Annotated in this window: 17 protein-coding genes; 9 read left to right on the top strand and 8 right to left on the bottom strand. The window is 60.9% G+C overall.

Annotated features, from left to right (window positions below; translation table 11 throughout):
* Window positions 1-202: 202 nt before the first annotated feature.
* From P3T24_RS30105 to P3T24_RS30095, 3 genes are read left to right on the top strand one after another with little or no spacing between them, the layout of a single operon-like run.
* Window positions 203-976: an SDR family oxidoreductase gene (locus P3T24_RS30105; protein ID WP_074267410.1), complete on the top strand. Its 774-nt coding sequence runs from the start codon at window positions 203-205 to the stop codon at window positions 974-976.
* 52 nt (window positions 977-1028) lie between these two features.
* The gene (locus P3T24_RS30100) at window positions 1029-2720 is read left to right on the top strand and encodes a long-chain fatty acid--CoA ligase (RefSeq protein WP_429440297.1); all 1692 of its coding nucleotides are present in this window, start codon (window positions 1029-1031) and stop codon (window positions 2718-2720) included.
* Entirely contained in the window at window positions 2714-2839 is a 126-nt protein-coding gene (locus tag P3T24_RS30095) for a hypothetical protein (RefSeq protein WP_429440295.1), read from the top strand. The genes P3T24_RS30100 and P3T24_RS30095 overlap by 7 nt, the downstream gene beginning before the upstream one ends.
* 33 nt (window positions 2840-2872) lie before the next feature.
* On the opposite strand, the gene P3T24_RS30090 is transcribed toward P3T24_RS30095, so the two are convergent.
* On the bottom strand, window positions 2873-4303 hold the full coding sequence (locus P3T24_RS30090; protein ID WP_429440293.1) for an ATP-binding protein: 1431 nt from the start codon (window positions 4301-4303) through the stop codon (window positions 2873-2875).
* Between the two features lie 26 nt (window positions 4304-4329).
* Window positions 4330-5043 carry a response regulator gene (locus P3T24_RS30085; protein ID WP_429440292.1) on the bottom strand — a complete coding sequence of 238 codons (714 nt, stop codon included), beginning with the start codon at window positions 5041-5043 and terminating at the stop codon, window positions 4330-4332.
* A 401-nt stretch (window positions 5044-5444) separates the two neighbouring features.
* On the opposite strand from P3T24_RS30085, the gene P3T24_RS30080 reads away from it, so the two are divergent.
* The 4 genes from P3T24_RS30080 (at window position 5445) to P3T24_RS30065 (ending at window position 9672) form a co-directional block, all read left to right on the top strand.
* Window positions 5445-6524: an ABC transporter substrate-binding protein gene (locus tag P3T24_RS30080; RefSeq protein ID WP_429440290.1), complete on the top strand. Its 1080-nt coding sequence runs from the start codon at window positions 5445-5447 to the stop codon at window positions 6522-6524.
* A 3-nt stretch (window positions 6525-6527) separates the two neighbouring features.
* Window positions 6528-7598 carry a FecCD family ABC transporter permease gene (locus tag P3T24_RS30075; protein WP_429440288.1) on the top strand — a complete coding sequence of 357 codons (1071 nt, stop codon included), beginning with the start codon at window positions 6528-6530 and terminating at the stop codon, window positions 7596-7598.
* On the top strand, window positions 7595-8413 hold the full coding sequence (locus P3T24_RS30070) for an ABC transporter ATP-binding protein (RefSeq protein WP_429440287.1): 819 nt from the start codon (window positions 7595-7597) through the stop codon (window positions 8411-8413). Before P3T24_RS30075 ends, P3T24_RS30070 begins: the two co-directional genes overlap by 4 nt.
* Window positions 8414-8532: 119 nt before the next feature.
* Window positions 8533-9672 carry a porin gene (locus P3T24_RS30065; protein ID WP_074267415.1) on the top strand — a complete coding sequence of 380 codons (1140 nt, stop codon included), beginning with the start codon at window positions 8533-8535 and terminating at the stop codon, window positions 9670-9672.
* Between the two features lie 35 nt (window positions 9673-9707).
* Here the strand turns inward: P3T24_RS30065 and P3T24_RS30060 are convergent, their stop codons facing one another.
* Together P3T24_RS30060 and P3T24_RS30055 are read right to left on the bottom strand one after the other, a co-directional pair.
* A complete protein-coding gene (locus tag P3T24_RS30060) occupies window positions 9708-10217 on the bottom strand; it encodes a GNAT family N-acetyltransferase (RefSeq protein WP_429410596.1) in 510 nt (169 codons plus the stop codon).
* Window positions 10218-10324: 107 nt separating this feature from the next.
* Window positions 10325-11116, bottom strand: a complete 792-nt coding sequence (locus P3T24_RS30055; protein ID WP_429410598.1) for an alpha/beta fold hydrolase — start codon at window positions 11114-11116, stop codon at window positions 10325-10327.
* A gap of 136 nt (window positions 11117-11252) precedes the next feature.
* Between P3T24_RS30055 and P3T24_RS30050 the strand changes: the two genes are divergently transcribed.
* Entirely contained in the window at window positions 11253-12161 is a 909-nt protein-coding gene (locus P3T24_RS30050; RefSeq protein ID WP_429410600.1) for a LysR family transcriptional regulator, read from the top strand.
* 10 nt (window positions 12162-12171) lie between these two features.
* Here the strand turns inward: P3T24_RS30050 and P3T24_RS30045 are convergent, their stop codons facing one another.
* A complete protein-coding gene (locus P3T24_RS30045) occupies window positions 12172-12606 on the bottom strand; it encodes an N-acetyltransferase family protein (RefSeq protein ID WP_429440285.1) in 435 nt (144 codons plus the stop codon).
* An 89-nt stretch (window positions 12607-12695) separates the two neighbouring features.
* Entirely contained in the window at window positions 12696-13553 is an 858-nt protein-coding gene (locus P3T24_RS30040) for an oxidoreductase (protein ID WP_429410604.1), read from the bottom strand.
* Between the two features lie 126 nt (window positions 13554-13679).
* On the opposite strand from P3T24_RS30040, the gene P3T24_RS30035 reads away from it, so the two are divergent.
* Entirely contained in the window at window positions 13680-14636 is a 957-nt protein-coding gene (locus P3T24_RS30035; protein WP_074267421.1) for a LysR family transcriptional regulator, read from the top strand.
* Between the two features lie 48 nt (window positions 14637-14684).
* Here the strand turns inward: P3T24_RS30035 and P3T24_RS30030 are convergent, their stop codons facing one another.
* Both P3T24_RS30030 and P3T24_RS30025 read right to left on the bottom strand, forming a co-directional pair.
* The gene (locus P3T24_RS30030; RefSeq protein WP_074267422.1) at window positions 14685-15098 is read right to left on the bottom strand and encodes a VOC family protein; all 414 of its coding nucleotides are present in this window, start codon (window positions 15096-15098) and stop codon (window positions 14685-14687) included.
* 48 nt (window positions 15099-15146) lie between these two features.
* A complete protein-coding gene (locus tag P3T24_RS30025; RefSeq protein ID WP_429410606.1) occupies window positions 15147-16061 on the bottom strand; it encodes a cupin domain-containing protein in 915 nt (304 codons plus the stop codon).
* Window positions 16062-16067 lie beyond the last annotated feature (6 nt).

Raw genomic sequence — 16067 nt, 5'->3', positions numbered from 1 at the left:
ACGCGCGGTTATTCGCTCATCTATCGGTGTGCGGTCGGCTCGACAGCCGGGTAAGTCCCGATGACAGACGAGGGGCCGACGGTTTATGCATAAATTGAACGGTCATGCTTTTATTTACACAGCGAATGCTCACACGTATGATGGACTGAAAAAACGGACTCGTCTGCTTCGCGGAAGCCCATCTATATCAAGGAGACGCCTGATGCATGTGAAAGACCTGTTTCAACTGGAAGGCAAGGTGGCGCTGATTACCGGCGGCTCGCGCGGGCTCGGTTTGCAGATGGCCGAGGCGCTGGGAGAAATGGGCTGCCGCGTGGCGATCACCGCGCGCAAGGCCGACGAACTGGCAGAGGCGAAAGCGCATCTCGAAGGGCTCGGCATCGAAGTCCATACCATCGTCAACGACCTTGCGAAATTCGACAGGATTCCCGATCTTGTCAGCGAGGTGCTGGGGGTCTACGACCACATAGACATTCTCGTCAACAATGCCGGCGCAACGTGGGGCGCTCCTGCAGAGGACTATCCTGACGAGGCGTGGCACAAGGTCATGAACCTGAACATCAATGCGCCATTCTTTCTCGCACGCGAAGTCGGCAAGCGCAGCATGATTCCTCGCCGCTCCGGCAAGATCATCAACATTGCCTCGATAGCAGGCCTGAAGGGCGCGCCAGCCGGCATGAACACGATTGCCTATAACACCTCGAAGGCCGCGGCGATCAACTTCACGCGAGCGCTGGCGTCCGAATGGGGCCGGCACAACATTAACGTCAACGCGATCTGCCCGGGCTTTTTCCCCTCGAAGATGTCGGCGGGACTGCTCGCCACCATGAGCGAAGCCGTGATTGCGCAATCGCCGCTGCACCGGCTCGGCGGCGAGGAAGATCTGAAGGGTTCGGTGGTGTTTCTCGCGAGCGAGGCGTCGCGCCATATTACCGGCCAGCATCTGGCGGTAGATGGCGGCTCAAGCATCGTCTGACGACGAGCGCAGACAGGCAGACGCATACAAGAACATGAGGGCAGCAGATACCATGAATACGCTTCATCACGCGCACTGGCCGACTGGCGTGCCACTGCACCTGAGCTTGCCGGAAACCAGCCTGTTCTATAACGCCGAGGTCGCGGCAACCCGCTTTCCGGATAAGCCGTTCATCATCTTCTACGATACGCCGGTTACGTTTGCGGAGTTCAAAGATGAAACCGAACGGATCGCGGGTTTCTTGCAACAGGAGTGCGAAGTAAAGGCCGGCGACCGGGTGCTGCTCTACATGCAGAACAGTCCGCAATGGGTGCTTTCCTACTACGGCATCCTGCGAGCGAACGCGGTGGTTGTGCCGGTCAATCCGATGAACCTGACGGACGAGTTACGGCATTACGTGGAGGACAGCGGCGCGACGACCGCCATCGTCCCGCAATGCCTGTATCCACAGATCGAGCCCTTGCTGGGCGAGGCGCCAGGGCAGGGCCTGAAATATGCAATCGTCGCGACTTATAGCGACTACCTGAAACAGCCGTTGCCCATTACGCCTCCAGAGTTCGTCACTGCGCCGCGAAAATCCATCGAACGTCACGGTGTCACCGCATGGAGCACGGTGCTTGAACGTCGCCTGGCTCCAGGGCCGCTCACTGCCGGCCCAGACGATCTGTGCGTGATGCCATACACATCCGGCACCACGGGCAAGCCGAAAGGTTGCATGCACACGCATCGCAGTGTGATGAGTACGTCGGTGGGTGGTTGCGTGTGGTTTGGGGGATCGCAAGACAGCGTTCATCTGTCGGTATTGCCGATGTTTCATGTCACCGGCATGCAGGGCGGCATGAACGGTCCGTTGTATGCAGGCGCAACCATCGTCATATTGCCGCGCTGGGATCGCGACGCAGCGGCGCAGTGCATGCAGCGCTATCGCGTCACCGCGTGGCAATCCATCTCGACGATGATGGTCGACTTTTTGTCCAATCCGAAGCTTGCTGAATACGGTATTTCCAGCCTGAGCGGTACGCGCGGCGGCGGCGCCGCCATGCCGGAGGCGATTGCGCGCAAGCTCAAGACACTGACCGGCCTTGACTATGTAGAAGGCTACGGCATGTCGGAGACGATCGCCGGGACGCATATCAACCCGCCTCATCGTCCCAAACCGCAGTGCCTTGGCGTTCCTGTATTCGATCTCGATTCGCGGGTGATCGATCCGGCCACGCTGCAGGAAGTGGCGCGGGGCGAAACCGGCGAAATCGTCGTCAACGGGCCGCAGATCATGCAGGGTTACTGGCGCAATCCCAAGGGGACAGCTGAGGCGTTTGTCGAGCTCGATGGCAAACGCTTTCTGCGCACTGGCGATCTGGGGCATATCGATGAAGACGGTTATTTCTTCATGACCGATCGCCTCAAGCGCATGATCAACGCATCCGGCTACAAGGTCTGGCCGGCCGAGGTGGAAGCGCTGATGTACCGGCATCCGGGCATTCATGAGGTGTGCGTGATCGGCGTGCAGGACGAGCGTCGTGGTGAAACGGTAAAGGCGCTGGTCGTGCCCGCCGCCGGTTATGCAGGAAAACTGACTGAGAGCGATATCATCGACTGGGCGCATGAACAGATGGCGTCGTACAAGGCGCCGCGGTTTGTCGAGTTCGTGACGTCGTTACCCAAATCCGGCAGCGGCAAGATCCTGTGGCGCAAACTGCAGGAAGAACACGCCGCGCGAGCGGCAGGAGGAAAAGCATGTTGAGCACCGCACTCGAAATTCCTGATGTCCGTCATCTGGTTTCACCGGAGGAGTGGCAGGTTCGTCTCGATCTCGCCGCCGCCCACCGGCTTGCGCGGCGTAATCCCGGGTACGATCTTTAGAGAAGGGCCAACAAAGCGGAGCGTCCTGCCGCTTCAGCCGATGCGCCACGACAGTTCATGCGTGTGGCCGTCACGCGGCAGTCTTAGCGTCGCCACGAGTCCCTTAACCGCGCCGTTGCGCAGCGTCAGTGTGCCACCATGTGCGGCCGCAACGCTGCGTGCGATCGTCAGTCCGAGTCCTGTTCCGCCGCTTGCCCCGCTACGCGACGCCGACACGCGGAAGTACGGCTCGAACACGCGCTCGAGCAACGCTTCGTCGGTGATGCCGGGGCCTTCGTCGCTGATGGCGATGCACAAGACGGCGTCATCGTCGCTTACGCTGATCTTCGCGCTATCGCCATAGCGGATCGCATTGTCGAGCAGGTTCTGCAAACAGCGTTTCAGATTGCGCGGATACCCGGACAAAGGACGCGTCGCACGACCTTCGATACTGACTTCATGACCCGCCTCGCGGGCATCCTCTGCCAGGCCTTCCAGCATCGAATTGATCTCGATCTCGTGACGCTCTTCGGTAATCTCCACGCCCTGCACGGCATCGAGTGTCGCGCCGACCATCGCTTCCATCTCGTCGAGATCGCCGCGCAAGCGCTCGCGCGCTTCGGTGTCGGGGAGCATCTCGGTGCGCAGCCGCAGCCTTGTCAGCGGCGAACGAAGATCGTGCGATACAGCCGTCAAAAAGCGCGTGCGTTCCGCGAGACTACGGGTGAGCTGCTCCTGCATCGCGTTGAACGATTGCGCCGCGGTTCGCACCTCCAGCGGACCCGTTACCGGCAGTGGCGGACGATAGATGTTGCGGCCCAACGCCTCGGCGGCCTTCGCCAGTTCCTTTAGCGGTTTGACTGCAAAGCGCACGGCCACGAGCGCGAGCAACAACACGGCCGTGAGACGCACCAGATAGATCCGCAAGAGGTAGTCGAGCACCAGCGAGCCGGGCTCGGTCTGCATGCCGGCCTGTCCTTCGTTGGCGTGCACGTCGAGCCACTGACCCTGCGGCAGTTTCAATTGCAGATGAAAATCGCCCGACGGCATGCGCGAATTGAACAGGCCGAGGATGCCGTTATGGCGCCCCCTATCGTCGCGCAACTGAACGTCAAGCAGATGTACTTCAATGGCTTCACCGAGGCGCCTGCGGATCACGCCCGCTATCAGGTCGCTAACGGCGCGCTGGGCGAGCGACCCGTCAACCGGTACGGCAGCGGGCGCGTTGATCCATTGCAAGCGGTAGCGTTGATCGCCGAGTTGCCTCGCGATCGAATCACGCGCGGTATCGTCCGGGGCGTTCTGAAGCAGACGCACGGTATCCGCGAGCCGGCTGGCAAACAGGCGCGCGGGAATTTCAAGCGTGCGGTTGTCATGTGTCTCGAACCAGATCGTGCTGGTGAAGAGTTGCCCCGCGAACATGCCGATCACCAGAATCAGTACAAGCCGTCCGTACAGTGTATCGGGCCAAAGGCGCAGTTTCATCGGTGTGAGTGGCTCATCGAGGCGCTTCAGGCTTCATGTGTGACATCGGCCGCAAGCATATAGCCCTCGTTACGCACGGTGCGGATCAGTCCGGTACCGCGCGCCGAGTCCTTGAGGTGTTGACGCAGACGGCTGATGCATACGTCGATCGAGCGGTCGAGCGGCGTGCGTTCCTTGCCGAACACGCGGTCGAGCAGAAACTCGCGCGAGAGCGGCCGGTTCGGATGATCGAGCAGCGTGCGTAGTGCGCGATAGTCGGAGCCGCCGAGCGAGACGATCATGCCGTCTGGCGAGCACATCTGCTTCATGCGAGTGTCGAGCTTCCATCCCGCGAAGCTTACGAACGCCGACGTATCGGCGAGCCGTTCACCAGGTACGCTGCGCGTGCGGCGCAGCACCACCTTGATCTTGGCAACCAGTTCGCGCGGGTCGAAGGGCTTCGGCAAGTAGTCGTCGGCGCCCATCTCCAGTCCGAGGATGCGGTCAAGCAGGCCGCCTCGTGCGCTCAGAATAATGACCGGTACGCCGCGTTCGCGCCGCAGATCGCGCGTGATATCGAGGCCGTCCTCCCCTTCGAGCATCAGATCGAGTACGACGAGATCGACGTGCGACGTGTTGATGACCTGCTTCATCTGCACGCCGTTTTCGACGGCGGTCGCTCCATAGCCCATGCTGCGCAGGTAGTCCTGCAGCAGTTGGCGAATGTTGGGGTCGTCGTCGACAACGAGTATGTGGTCCATCGTGAGTTCTTGTTTGCGGGGCGCGGGGCATCTACACATCTGCGCATCTACGACGCAATCACCGCGATCGCGTCCGCGCCAACACATTCCATTACAAAACAGCCTTGTTTCAACACATCGCCATTACATTGCACCGCTAAAGTGGAGTCCGCAAATGGCAATCATTCTCATTCAAGAACTATACCATGTCGATTTTCCGGTTTCAGTCACGGGCTCACTTCCTTGGCCCGGTCGCGCGCGCCATGATGGCGTGCGCGGCGGTTGGTTTCGCCATGCTCGGGGCCGGTGGAGCAGCGCATGCTGCGACGACCCCAACCGGAAAAATGCCGGCCCCCGGAACAAGGCCGCCCCCCGGAACAAGCTCGGCACCCGGAATATCAAGCCCAGCGTTTGCGCAGACAGTGACAGACCTTGCCGGCCGCACGATCCGCATCCCAGCGAACCCGCACCGCATCCTGCTTGGCGAAAGCCGTTTGCTGATGGCGGTCGCACTACTGGAAGGCAAACAGCCGTTGGCGCGTATCGTCGGCTGGCAAGGCGATCTGCCGACCATGGATCCGCAGACCTTCGACGCTTACGCCGAGCAATTTCCGGGCATCAGGCAGGTTCCGCTGATTGGCAAGGCAACAGAAGACAGCATCAGCGATGAGAAGGCGCTGAGCCTCAAACCCGATCTCGCCATTTTCAGTCTCGCGGGTCACGGCCCGAGCCGTTATAACGCGCTCGTCAAGCAACTTGAGGCGACCGGTACGACGGTCGTATTCGTCGACTTCCGTTTGCATCCGATGCAGAACACGCTGCCCAGCATCGAACTGCTCGGCAAGGTGATGCACCGCGAGCCGGAGGCGAATGCGTATGCGCAGTTCTATCAGCAGCACCTAGCGCGCGTGCAGGCCGTGGTGAAACAGATTCCACTGCAGCAGCGGCCCACGGTCTTTATCGACCTGTTAGCTGGCGCGTGGGATGCTGGTTGCTGCCATACCGCCGGCAACGGCAACTTTGGCGAGTTCATCCAGGCCGCAGGCGGACGCAACATCGCGGCGGGCCTGGTGCCTGGCGTGCTCGGCGACATCAGCATGGAGCAGATCATCGCGGCACGACCCGATGTGTATATCGCCACTGGCAGCCGCACCAAGCCGGGCCTCGCATCGTTGCGGGTCGGCGCACTGACGAGCGAGCACGATGCGCAAGCGAGCCTCGCGACGCTCGTCGCACGGCCGGGCTTCGATACGATCAAGGCAATCCACGACGGCGACGTGCACGGCATCTCACACAACTACTACGACTCGCCGTACAACATCGTGGCGATCGAGGCGTTTGCGAAGTGGTTTTACCCGCAGCAGTTCAAGGACCTCGACGTGAATGCTACGCAGGCCGAACTGTATCGCCGCTTCCTCGCTGTGCCGCCTGATGGCGCGTACTGGGTGGACGGAGTGAAGGGTGCCGCGTCTACGGTTGCGTCGCATTCGACTGGCGGCTAATGCATGGCGACGCTACCGCACCAGACCATGCCGCAGGACATCAGCCTGCGGCATTACCGGCGCCTCACGCATCGACGCGTCATGTGGCTCTTCGCTGTCACCGCGCTGATTGCGTGCTCGCTGCTATTCGACCTGCGCACCGGGCCCTCCGGCTTGCCGTTGATGGCGCTGCTGCACACGGTTTTCGAACGGGCCTCAGCTGATCCGGCGACCAGCGTGATCGTCTGGCAGATTCGCCTGCCCTACGCGGTGATGGCGCTGCTGGTGGGCGCATCGCTGGGGTTGTCGGGTGCGGAGATGCAGACGATCCTCAACAATCCGCTCGCGAGCCCCTATACCCTCGGCGTATCGGCTGCGGCTGCGTTCGGCGCATCTCTGGCGATCGTGCTGGATATCGCTATTCCTGGCGTATCGCAAACCTGGATCATTTCCGCGAATGCATTCATTTTTGCACTGCTTTCCGCGTTGATGCTCGATTCGGTGGCACGCTGGCGCGGCATGAACACAGCAGGTGTCGTGCTGCTCGGCATCGCGCTCGTGTTCGCGTTTCACGCGCTCGTCTCGTTGATGCAATTCGTGGCCTCGGCCGATGCGCTCCAGGGTCTCGTGTTCTGGACGCTCGGTTCGCTGGCGCGCGCGGACTGGCCCAAGATTTCAGTGCTGACAGTAGCGTTGGCGCTGGCGTTGCCACTGTCGATGCGCAACGCTTGGACGTTGACTGCGCTACGTCTTGGCGAAGACCGCGCGGCCAGCTTCGGTATCGACGTGCGGCGCTTGCGCCTGTCGACGCTGCTGCGCGTATCGGTGCTGTCCGCACTCGCGGTGTCGTTCGTCGGTACGATCGGCTTCGTGGGGCTGATTGCGCCGCACATTGCGCGCACGCTGTTCGGCGAAGATCATCGCTTTTATCTGCCCGGCAGCATGTTGATCGGTGCATTGACGCTTTCGCTTGCGTCCATCGCCTCGAAGCTGATCATCCCCGGTGTGCTGATTCCGGTGGGCATTGTCACGGCGCTGGTCGGCATTCCGCTGTTTCTCGGCATTGTGGTGCGCTCGCAGGGACAACTGGGATGAGTGGCCTCTACATCCACGATCTCAGCGTGCGCTACGACAAGCGCCAGGTGCTCACCGCGCTCGAAGCCGGACCGCTGCCTCGCGGCCAGATCACTGCACTGCTGGGACCCAATGGCAGCGGCAAGTCCACGCTATTGCGTGCTTTAGCCGGGCTTACGCGCGTTCACGCCGGCTCGCTGTCGCTTGATGGCGAGGCGCTCGCGTTGTCGGCGGCCAGTGCCCGCTCGCATAGCGTCGTGTATCTGCCGCAGGCGTTGCCCGCCGGAGTGCGCCTGCAAGTTCTGGAGTCCGTATTGGTGGCGTGCCGCGCCACGCGCGGATATGCCGGTTCTCTGGGACGTTCCCCGCATGGGGATGATCTCGCGCACGCCCACAGCGTTCTGCGCAGGCTCGGCATCGAGAACCTCGCGGCGCGTTCGCTCGACGAGTTGTCGGGCGGGCAGCGCCAACTCGTTGGCATTGCTCAGGCATTGGTGCGCGACCCACAAGTGTTGTTGCTCGACGAGCCGCTTTCAGCACTCGATCTCAACCACCAGTTTCACGTGATGCAGGTGCTGCGCGAGGTCACGCGTGAGAGCCGCATCGTGACCGTGGTGGTGCTGCACGACATTAACGCAGCGATGCGCGCGTGCGAGCGCGCGATGCTGTTGCACGAGGGGCGCATCGTGTGCTTCGGACCGCCGTCCGAAGTCGTCACGCCTGCGACGCTCAGCCAGGTATTCGGTGTCGCCGCGCGTATCGAGCCATGCTCGCGCGGCCACCATCAGGTTCTGATCGACGGACTCGCCGCTCAGACGGGCATCGCCAGCCGTTAGCCACACGGCCCAGCCAGCCCCCAAACCACGCCGCTTCGGCAACGCATCGACGCACGCTCTCGAAAGGGGCGTCGCGTCGGCGTGCGCACGAACGGTCAAATCAAAACTTCAGGACACAAATGAAGAAGACTCTTGTTATTGCCGTATGCGCGGCGGGGTACGCCTGCGGGGCACAAGCACAATCGAGCGTGACGCTTTATGGGGTGATCGATGCTGGGCTCTTGTATGCCAGCAATCAGAATGGGCATTCTGCCTGGCAAGCAGGCAGCGGTGATGTGACCGGCAGCCACTGGGGTTTCGTCGGGCGCGAAGATCTCGGCGGCGGAACACGGGCGATTTTCCAGCTTGAGAACGGCTTCAGTGTAATGAATGGAACGGCTCGGCAAGGCGGTCGCGAGTTTGGTTATCAGGCGCTTGCGGGGCTGTCGAACAACCGCTTCGGCACGGTCACGTTGGGACGCCAGTACGACTCGGTGGTGGACTATCTAGCCCCGCTCAGCTTCACCGGTGTGCATCCTGGCGGCAACAATCTGTCTGCACATCCGTTCGATAACGACAACCTGAATAACTCGTTTCGCGTGAATAACTCGGTGAAGTTCGCCAGCAACTCATACGAGGGGCTGCGCTTTGGAGCACTGTATGGGTTCTCGGATGAGGCTGGCGGCTTCGACGACAATCGTTTGTACAGCTTCGGCGCAGCCTATGACGCGGGTCCGTTGAGTCTCGGTGCGGGTTATTTGCAGGCGAACAACGGTGGCGGTAGCAATACCGGCGGTGCGATAACCTTGACTGATCGGACGTTTATAGCCGCGCAGCAGCGTACTTATGGCGCAGGGGCAAACTATGCGCTCGGCGCAGCAAGGTTCGGCTTCGTCTGGACGCGCACGCAACTGGGTGGCCTGGATACGATCAACGGGGCCAATAGCCTCGGCCTCACGCAGAATGGCCAGGGTGCGAGCTTTAACAACTATGAAGTGAACGCGAGTTATACGCTAAGCCCAGCGCTCAAACTGATCGGCGAATACACCTACACGGACGCGGCGCTCTCTACGGCGAGCGGCGAGCATCATCCGAAGTGGCATGAGGTATCGGTGATGACCGATTATTTTCTGTCCAAGCGTACGGACCTGTATTTGCAGGCGAGCTATCAGCATATCGACAGCGACGGCTCGGGATTAACGGCCGATGTAAGCGGTCAGGCGATGTCTTCGACCGATGAGCAAATTGTGGTGGGAGTGGGGATGCGCCACCGGTTCTAAAAGGTCCGCGCGATGGCGCCGTGTGTGGGGCATGCTTAGTCCGCCGTGTCGGCAAGCAGTGCCCAGCGTTCGTGGTCGCGCCATTCCCCGTTGATGCGAAGATAGCGCGGCGAGAAGCCTTCCTGCTTGAAACCCACGCGGCGCACTAGCGCAATCGATGCGAGATTGTCCGGCTGAATGTTGGCCTCCAGCCTGTGCAAACCAAGATCGTTGAACGCATAGCATGCGGCCGCGCGGAGCGCCTCGGTCATCAGGCCCGTGCGGGCGAAGCTAAGCATTCCATAGTAGCCGAGATAGGCGCTCCGGAAAGCGCCCATGACGATCTCGTTGAGATTGATGATGCCCACTACCTGATGCGACGCTGCTTCACGCGCGATCAGGCCAACGTTGGGTCCGGTGAGGCCACGCGCAAACCAGGTGTCGAAACCGGCCTGATCGGTGAAGGATGCAACCCATGGCAAATGGTGAGCCTGGCTCGCAACGTTGGCGGCGATCAGATCGGCTGCGTCGGCCGGGGTGGCGCGGCTGAGTCGTACGTTAGTCATGTTGCTCCGTGGAGGGGCTTTTGCAGGGGAGCGTCATTTTATAGGCGAGCACGCGGGGAAGGTAGTGGCAACGCGGCTTTCCCCGCGCATTTCAAACATTGCTTCGCTTACGAGGTCGTCAATTCAAGCGACTCGACGAAATTCTCGACAAGCCTGGCGACCTCAACCGGCGATTCGAGCGGCGACAAGTGGCCGGTGCCTGGCACGACATGCATGCGAGCATGTGGAATATGGGGAAGCAGTTTCGTCTGAAGCGTTTCCACGCTGTCCACCCGATCCAGTTCGCCAGCGATAACGATCGCAGGAGCATTGATCGTCGCAACCTCGCGTGTAATGTCTTCATGGCTCGCATGGAGCGGCCACGCTGCTTTGGCCTGCGGGGCACCACGCAAACTGTCTTCAATCACCTGCTCACGATGCGCCGGGCTTAGCGTCTTCGCCGTGAGCATGTGGTCGATCGACATCTCGACCGACGCGCGCGATTCGTAGGCCACTTCCATCTGCGCCCGCACTTCAGCGGGAAGCACAAGTGGAACCGGCGGGGAGGGCGCGACCATCACCAATCCCGCCAGTCCTTCGGGACGGCGCGCCGCCAGCAATTGTGCGATCTTGCCGCCCATCGAATGACCTACCAGCACGAACTTGCCCAGATTCAGCGACTCGATTACCCCTTGTGCGTCATCGGCGAAATCAGCGAGTGCGTAGCCGTTAGCCGGAGCGTCCGAGTTTCCCCAGCCGCGGTGATCGAGCGCGACTGTCCGGTATGAGTTCGGTAGCGCGGCAATCACGTCGTTCCAGGTGCGTGACGAGCCGCCCCAGTAATGCAGAAAGAGAATAGCGGGTGTGCCGCTGCCCTGATCGTTGACCTCGATATGAATGCCGTTTGATGCGATTTTCATGGCGCCGCTCCTCTGATGTTCAAGCGATTCGATTTCCGTTTCCGGACCGTGAATGCATAGTAGATTGGATCGTTTGGCGAGATAATCCGGTATTTCCTATCATCAACCTGTCGTAAAACTATCGAATGAGCGAGCTATGGACCGTTTTGCGAGCATTGGCGTATTCGTTGCCGCGGTGGACGAGGGCAGCCTGGTGGCAGCCGGCAGACGGTTTGGACTGTCGGCCTCCATGGCAGGGAAGTATCTGAGTGCGCTCGAGGCCGATCTGAACGTCCGGTTGCTGCAGCGAAGTACGCGCAGCCTTAGTCTCACGGATGCCGGACGTAGTTATTACGTCCGCTGCAAGCGGATACTCGAAGAACTCGACGACGCCAACAGCGAGGCGAGCGATGCCCACAGCACTGCACGCGGCACGTTGCGCGTTGCCGCGCCGGTTACTTTTGGCGAACTGCATATGGGCGACGTGGTGGCGCGTTACCTCGAGAACCATCCGCAGGTGAACATCGAGGTTTCGCTTGATGATCGCTACGTTGATCTGCAGAACGATGGAGTCGATGTCGCGATCCGCATCGGCCGGTTGCCCGATTCGCAGCTGGTCGCGCGGCGTCTTGCGCCGTGCAGGATGGTCCTGTGCGCGGCACCTGCGTTTCTCGAACGTGAGGGTGTGCCGAAAACGCCCGAAGATCTGCGTGACGCGCCTCGTCTGGCCTTCAACGAGGCGGTGTCGATACCTGAGTGGGCACTGATAGATGAAGCAGGCCGCCAACATGCGATCGACGGGCCGTACCGGATGCAGGCGAACAACATGCAGATGCTGCTGGCGTCGACGCTGGCAGGTATCGGCATTGCGTATGGGCCTACGTTCGTGTTCGGACCGCATATCCGCACGAAGCGACTGGTGGAACTCTTGCCCGGATATAAGGCGCCCGAATTGACGATCCACGCGGTTTATCCGACTGCGCGCTATGTGCCTTCGAAGGTGAGGCGGTTCATGGATTACTTGGCTGAGGCTTATGGAGAACAGCCGTCATGGGACGAGTTTTAGGCGGGCTGGCTCAGTTGCCGATCTGCTTTCTAAGGCCAATCATCGTAATGCTATAGCCGTTGCGCGTATAAAACTCGTGGGTGCGCTTTCGCTCGTTGTTGCAGCGTATGACAATCGATGTAGCGTTGTATTCGTGGCTTTTGATCCAATGCTCGGCGCTTGTAAGGAGTTCGCGGCCAGTGCCGACGCCTCTCGAACCCTCACGCACCACGAAAGCCAAAATCTCTCCATATTTTCCACTGGAGATGATGATGTCGACGCGAGCATGAATCCATCCAAGGACTTCTCCGGCGTCATTTTCATAGACAAGAATCTTGTGATCCGATCTGGGCAATATGACCTCAAGCCGGGTCTTGATGTCTTCCTCGGAAGCAGTCCAGCCGAACTGGCAACTCAAGATGCAAATTTCTTTCGCATCGCTCGATCGCGCGTCCCGAATGCTCATGTCACTTTCCCCGATGGTCCTGGATCGGGGTTGATTGTCGACGATTCAGGCGCGGATGTCGAATCGCCGCGCTCCTGTTTTTTCCCGACTCAAGCAGCAAAGTCCGTCGATGCCGACAACGCCTTCCACGTCTCCGTTTCCTGCGTAACATAAGCGTTCTTCGCAGCGATAGCAGCAAGCGTGTCAGTACCAAGCGGAAGACGCAGCGGTGGCGTAGGTGCATCAACGAGTTTGATCATCGCAGCCGCCAGCTTGTTCGGATCGCCCGGCTGGTTGTGATTCATCTCCTGGGCTTTGCGGCGCACGGCGCCTGCGCTCGCGTCATAGTCGGCAATCACCTCAGGCGCCACGACCAGCGAGGATCCATCCAGAAAGTCCGTGCGGAAATAACCGGGCTCGACGACCGTCGCGTGAATCCCGAGCGGTTTCAATTCGGCATGCAACGCTTCGGTGATGCCTTCGACAGCGAACTTCGTCGACGAATACACGCCGAATCCCGCCGAGCCGCGGTAGCCGCCAATCGACGAGATATTGATCACATGGCCCGAGCGTTGAGCGCGCAGCGTCGGCAGTACAGCGCGCGTCACGTTCAGCAGGCCGAATACGTTGGTGTCGTACATCCGGCGGACGTCCTTGTCAGCAGACTCTTCTACTGCGCCCAGCAGGCCGAAGCCGGCGTTATTGACCAGCACATCGACGCGGCCGAATTTCTCCACCGCCTGTTGCACCGCCGCTCGGGCCTGCGTCTCATCCGTCACGTCCAGCGCCACCGGCAGCAAGGCGGCCGATTCGCCCAGCCGCTCGACGATGGCCGCGACGTTGCGTCCCGCTGCCACGACTGCGTTGCCGTCCGCGAGCGCCGCTTCGGCGATCAGCGCGCCGATACCGCGCGACGCACCGGTAATGAACCATACGCGCTTGAAATCGCCTTGCCGGGTACTTGCCATGATGTCTCTCCTACGGATGGGTGGCCTCGGATGAGGTGATGCCATGGTAGGCGTCACGATTGACACAAACTAGCCGTCAATTGCTAGACTCATAATCAACTAAAATTTGCTAATCTGGGCGCGATCATGAACGAAATTCGTGCGATCACCACTTTCGTGCGCGCCGCGGCGCTCGGCAGCCTGCGACGCGCCGCGGTCGATCAGGGCATCTCGCCTCAGGCTGCGAGCCACGCGGTGATGCAACTGGAGAAGGAGTTGGGGGTGCGGCTGTTCCACCGGACGACCCGCAAGCTGAGCCTGACCGAGGAGGGCCAGCGGCTTTTCGACAGCGTGAAGCCGGCGCTTGCCACTCTGCACTCCGCGCTCGACGAGGCGCGGCGCTCGAAAGAGGAGGTCGGCGGTCTGCTGCGCGTGAGCGCACCGCGATCGCTCGGACTTCCGCTGCTGTGGCCTTGCTTCGAGGCATTCCAGCAGCTTTATCCGAACGTGCAACTCGAAGTGCAGTTCGACGATCACTTCACGGATCTCGTGACCGAACGTTCCGACGTGGGATTTCGGGCGGGGCCGCCACCGTCGGGCGGATCGATTGCGCGCCGGCTCATGCCGATCCATCTGATTGTCTGCGCGTCGCCGGAATACATCGAGCGTAACGGCGTGCCGCGGACCATCGAGGAACTGGCTCAGCATCGTTGCACCGGCTATCGTCGCGCGAACACCGGCAAGCTTGCGCAGTGGCAGTTCCGGATCGGCGATGAGGTTGTCTATCGCGACGTGCCCTGTGTCGTCTGTGTGAACGACACAGAAATGGAAACGCATGCTGTGCTATCGGGGCTTGGCATCGGACAGCTGGCCACCTTCAACGCTACGGCTCACATCCGAAGCGGCCGGCTCGTTCCGTTGCTGACGCAGCACATTGCGGACTACGGCATGATCCATATCTATTACGGACATCGAACCGAACAGCCGCTGCGCGTGAAAACCTTCATCGACTTCATGATCGAGCGCCTGGCGGACAACCGGGATTTTTTCCTCGATCCATCGGAATTGCGCGTCGCGCGAACACCTCAGCGCCGGGCGCGGTGAACAGCCGCGCCCGGCCCATAGACGATGTTCAGGATGGCTGACGAGTGCTTACTTGGGCGGATTCAGGTCGAACTCGATGCGGATGCCGCTCGGCTCGTAAATCATCATGTGGCGCTTCGGCCCCTTGCCGAGCAACTCGGGCGAAAACTCCACCTTGACGCCTGGCCATTTCGACACACGCTCGAATATCTCGTTGAATGCGCTTTCATCCGCGGCGCGTATTGCGAGGTGATGCAGCCCGACGTTGGACTTTCTGTCGAAGGCGACCTCGGATTCGGTGTTCTTGAGTTGCCACAAGGTCAGCATGATGTGGCCATCCGAGACGAACACGGCAGGATAGTCCGGCTTTTCGCCTATCTTTTTCCAGCCAAGGCAGTCGATAAAAAACGCGCTGGTGAGGCCGAGATCCTTGACGGTAAGACCTACGTGATCGATGCCGGTCGTGAGTGAAGCTGAACTCATGTCGTACTCCTTGCAGGGTTTCAAATTCGCAGCCTGGACGATCCGGATTCACGGCTGCGCGCTGACGAGTCTCCGGTCCCGAGCATACCGCGTTGGCGGCAATCCGACGTGGCGGGTGAATGCGACGCTGAACGTGCTGGCGGAGCTGTAGCCGACGCGCCCTGCGACCTCTGTCACACTGCACTCTTCGCGTAGCAGCAGGTTCTTGGCTAAGGCCATACGCCACGACAGCAGGTATTCCATGGGTGCGACGCCCACGGCGCGGCTGAACCGCTCGAAGAACGCCGAGCGCGAGAGGGCGGCCTCTTTTGCCAGTTGTGCAACAGTCCAGGTTTCTGTTGGACGTTCGTGCATCTGCCGTATCGCGGCGGCGAGGCGCGGGTCGCTTAGTCCACGCACCAGGCCGGGCGATGCCGCTGTTCCCGACGATCGAAGCGCCTCGATGAAAAGAACCTCCAGCAGCCGCGCGAGGACGACATCCCGTGCGGGCCGCTGCGCGCGCGTCTCGTCTCGCACAAGTTGCACGAGCGTGGCGAGCCTTTTCTCACCTCGGACGTGAATGAGTTTCGGCAGCAGCGACACCAGCAGGGCCGCATCCGGCGAACCGGCGACGCAGTGGCCCACGAGCACCACCACATCAGGCGGACCCTCCTGAACACCGACCCGGAAACTGCCATCGGCGAGCATCACCGGCGACTTGTCCGAGTGCCTGGGCGACGGCGGCTCGAGGCTCGTCATCGCGAAGTCGTACGCCGCCGGGATCAGTGCAAAGTCGTTCGTCTGGAGGATTACTGGCTCATGCCCGTCCACCTCGAGGCGGCAGGAGCCCTCGAGGATCGAACAATAGAAGGGCTGCCCCGTGTCCGAGCGGCGAACACGCCAAGGGCCGGCGCAACTGACAACTTTCGAGAAACTGGCGGTCGGCTGAAGCAGTGTGACGACTTCCGCGAGCGGGTCGACCATAACCGG

Source organism: Paraburkholderia sp. GAS33 (assembly GCF_050436645.1).
Classification (GTDB): domain Bacteria; phylum Pseudomonadota; class Gammaproteobacteria; order Burkholderiales; family Burkholderiaceae; genus Paraburkholderia; species Paraburkholderia phenazinium_B.
This window is presented reverse-complemented; position numbering and strand designations above follow the sequence as displayed.

Coding starts and splice junctions, on each gene's coding strand:
- P3T24_RS30105 (WP_074267410.1), top strand. CDS start 203: ATGCATGTGAAAGACCTGTTTCAACTGGAAGGCAAGGTGGCGCTGATT.
- P3T24_RS30100 (WP_429440297.1), top strand. CDS start 1,029: ATGAATACGCTTCATCACGCGCACTGGCCGACTGGCGTGCCACTGCAC.
- P3T24_RS30095 (WP_429440295.1), top strand. CDS start 2,714: ATGTTGAGCACCGCACTCGAAATTCCTGATGTCCGTCATCTGGTTTCA.
- P3T24_RS30090 (WP_429440293.1), bottom strand. CDS start 4,303: ATGAAACTGCGCCTTTGGCCCGATACACTGTACGGACGGCTTGTACTG.
- P3T24_RS30085 (WP_429440292.1), bottom strand. CDS start 5,043: ATGGACCACATACTCGTTGTCGACGACGACCCCAACATTCGCCAACTG.
- P3T24_RS30075 (WP_429440288.1), top strand. CDS start 6,528: ATGGCGACGCTACCGCACCAGACCATGCCGCAGGACATCAGCCTGCGG.
- P3T24_RS30070 (WP_429440287.1), top strand. CDS start 7,595: ATGAGTGGCCTCTACATCCACGATCTCAGCGTGCGCTACGACAAGCGC.
- P3T24_RS30065 (WP_074267415.1), top strand. CDS start 8,533: ATGAAGAAGACTCTTGTTATTGCCGTATGCGCGGCGGGGTACGCCTGC.
- P3T24_RS30060 (WP_429410596.1), bottom strand. CDS start 10,217: ATGACTAACGTACGACTCAGCCGCGCCACCCCGGCCGACGCAGCCGAT.
- P3T24_RS30055 (WP_429410598.1), bottom strand. CDS start 11,116: ATGAAAATCGCATCAAACGGCATTCATATCGAGGTCAACGATCAGGGC.
- P3T24_RS30050 (WP_429410600.1), top strand. CDS start 11,253: ATGGACCGTTTTGCGAGCATTGGCGTATTCGTTGCCGCGGTGGACGAG.
- P3T24_RS30045 (WP_429440285.1), bottom strand. CDS start 12,606: ATGAGCATTCGGGACGCGCGATCGAGCGATGCGAAAGAAATTTGCATC.
- P3T24_RS30040 (WP_429410604.1), bottom strand. CDS start 13,553: ATGGCAAGTACCCGGCAAGGCGATTTCAAGCGCGTATGGTTCATTACC.
- P3T24_RS30035 (WP_074267421.1), top strand. CDS start 13,680: ATGAACGAAATTCGTGCGATCACCACTTTCGTGCGCGCCGCGGCGCTC.
- P3T24_RS30030 (WP_074267422.1), bottom strand. CDS start 15,098: ATGAGTTCAGCTTCACTCACGACCGGCATCGATCACGTAGGTCTTACC.
- P3T24_RS30025 (WP_429410606.1), bottom strand. CDS start 16,061: ATGGTCGACCCGCTCGCGGAAGTCGTCACACTGCTTCAGCCGACCGCC.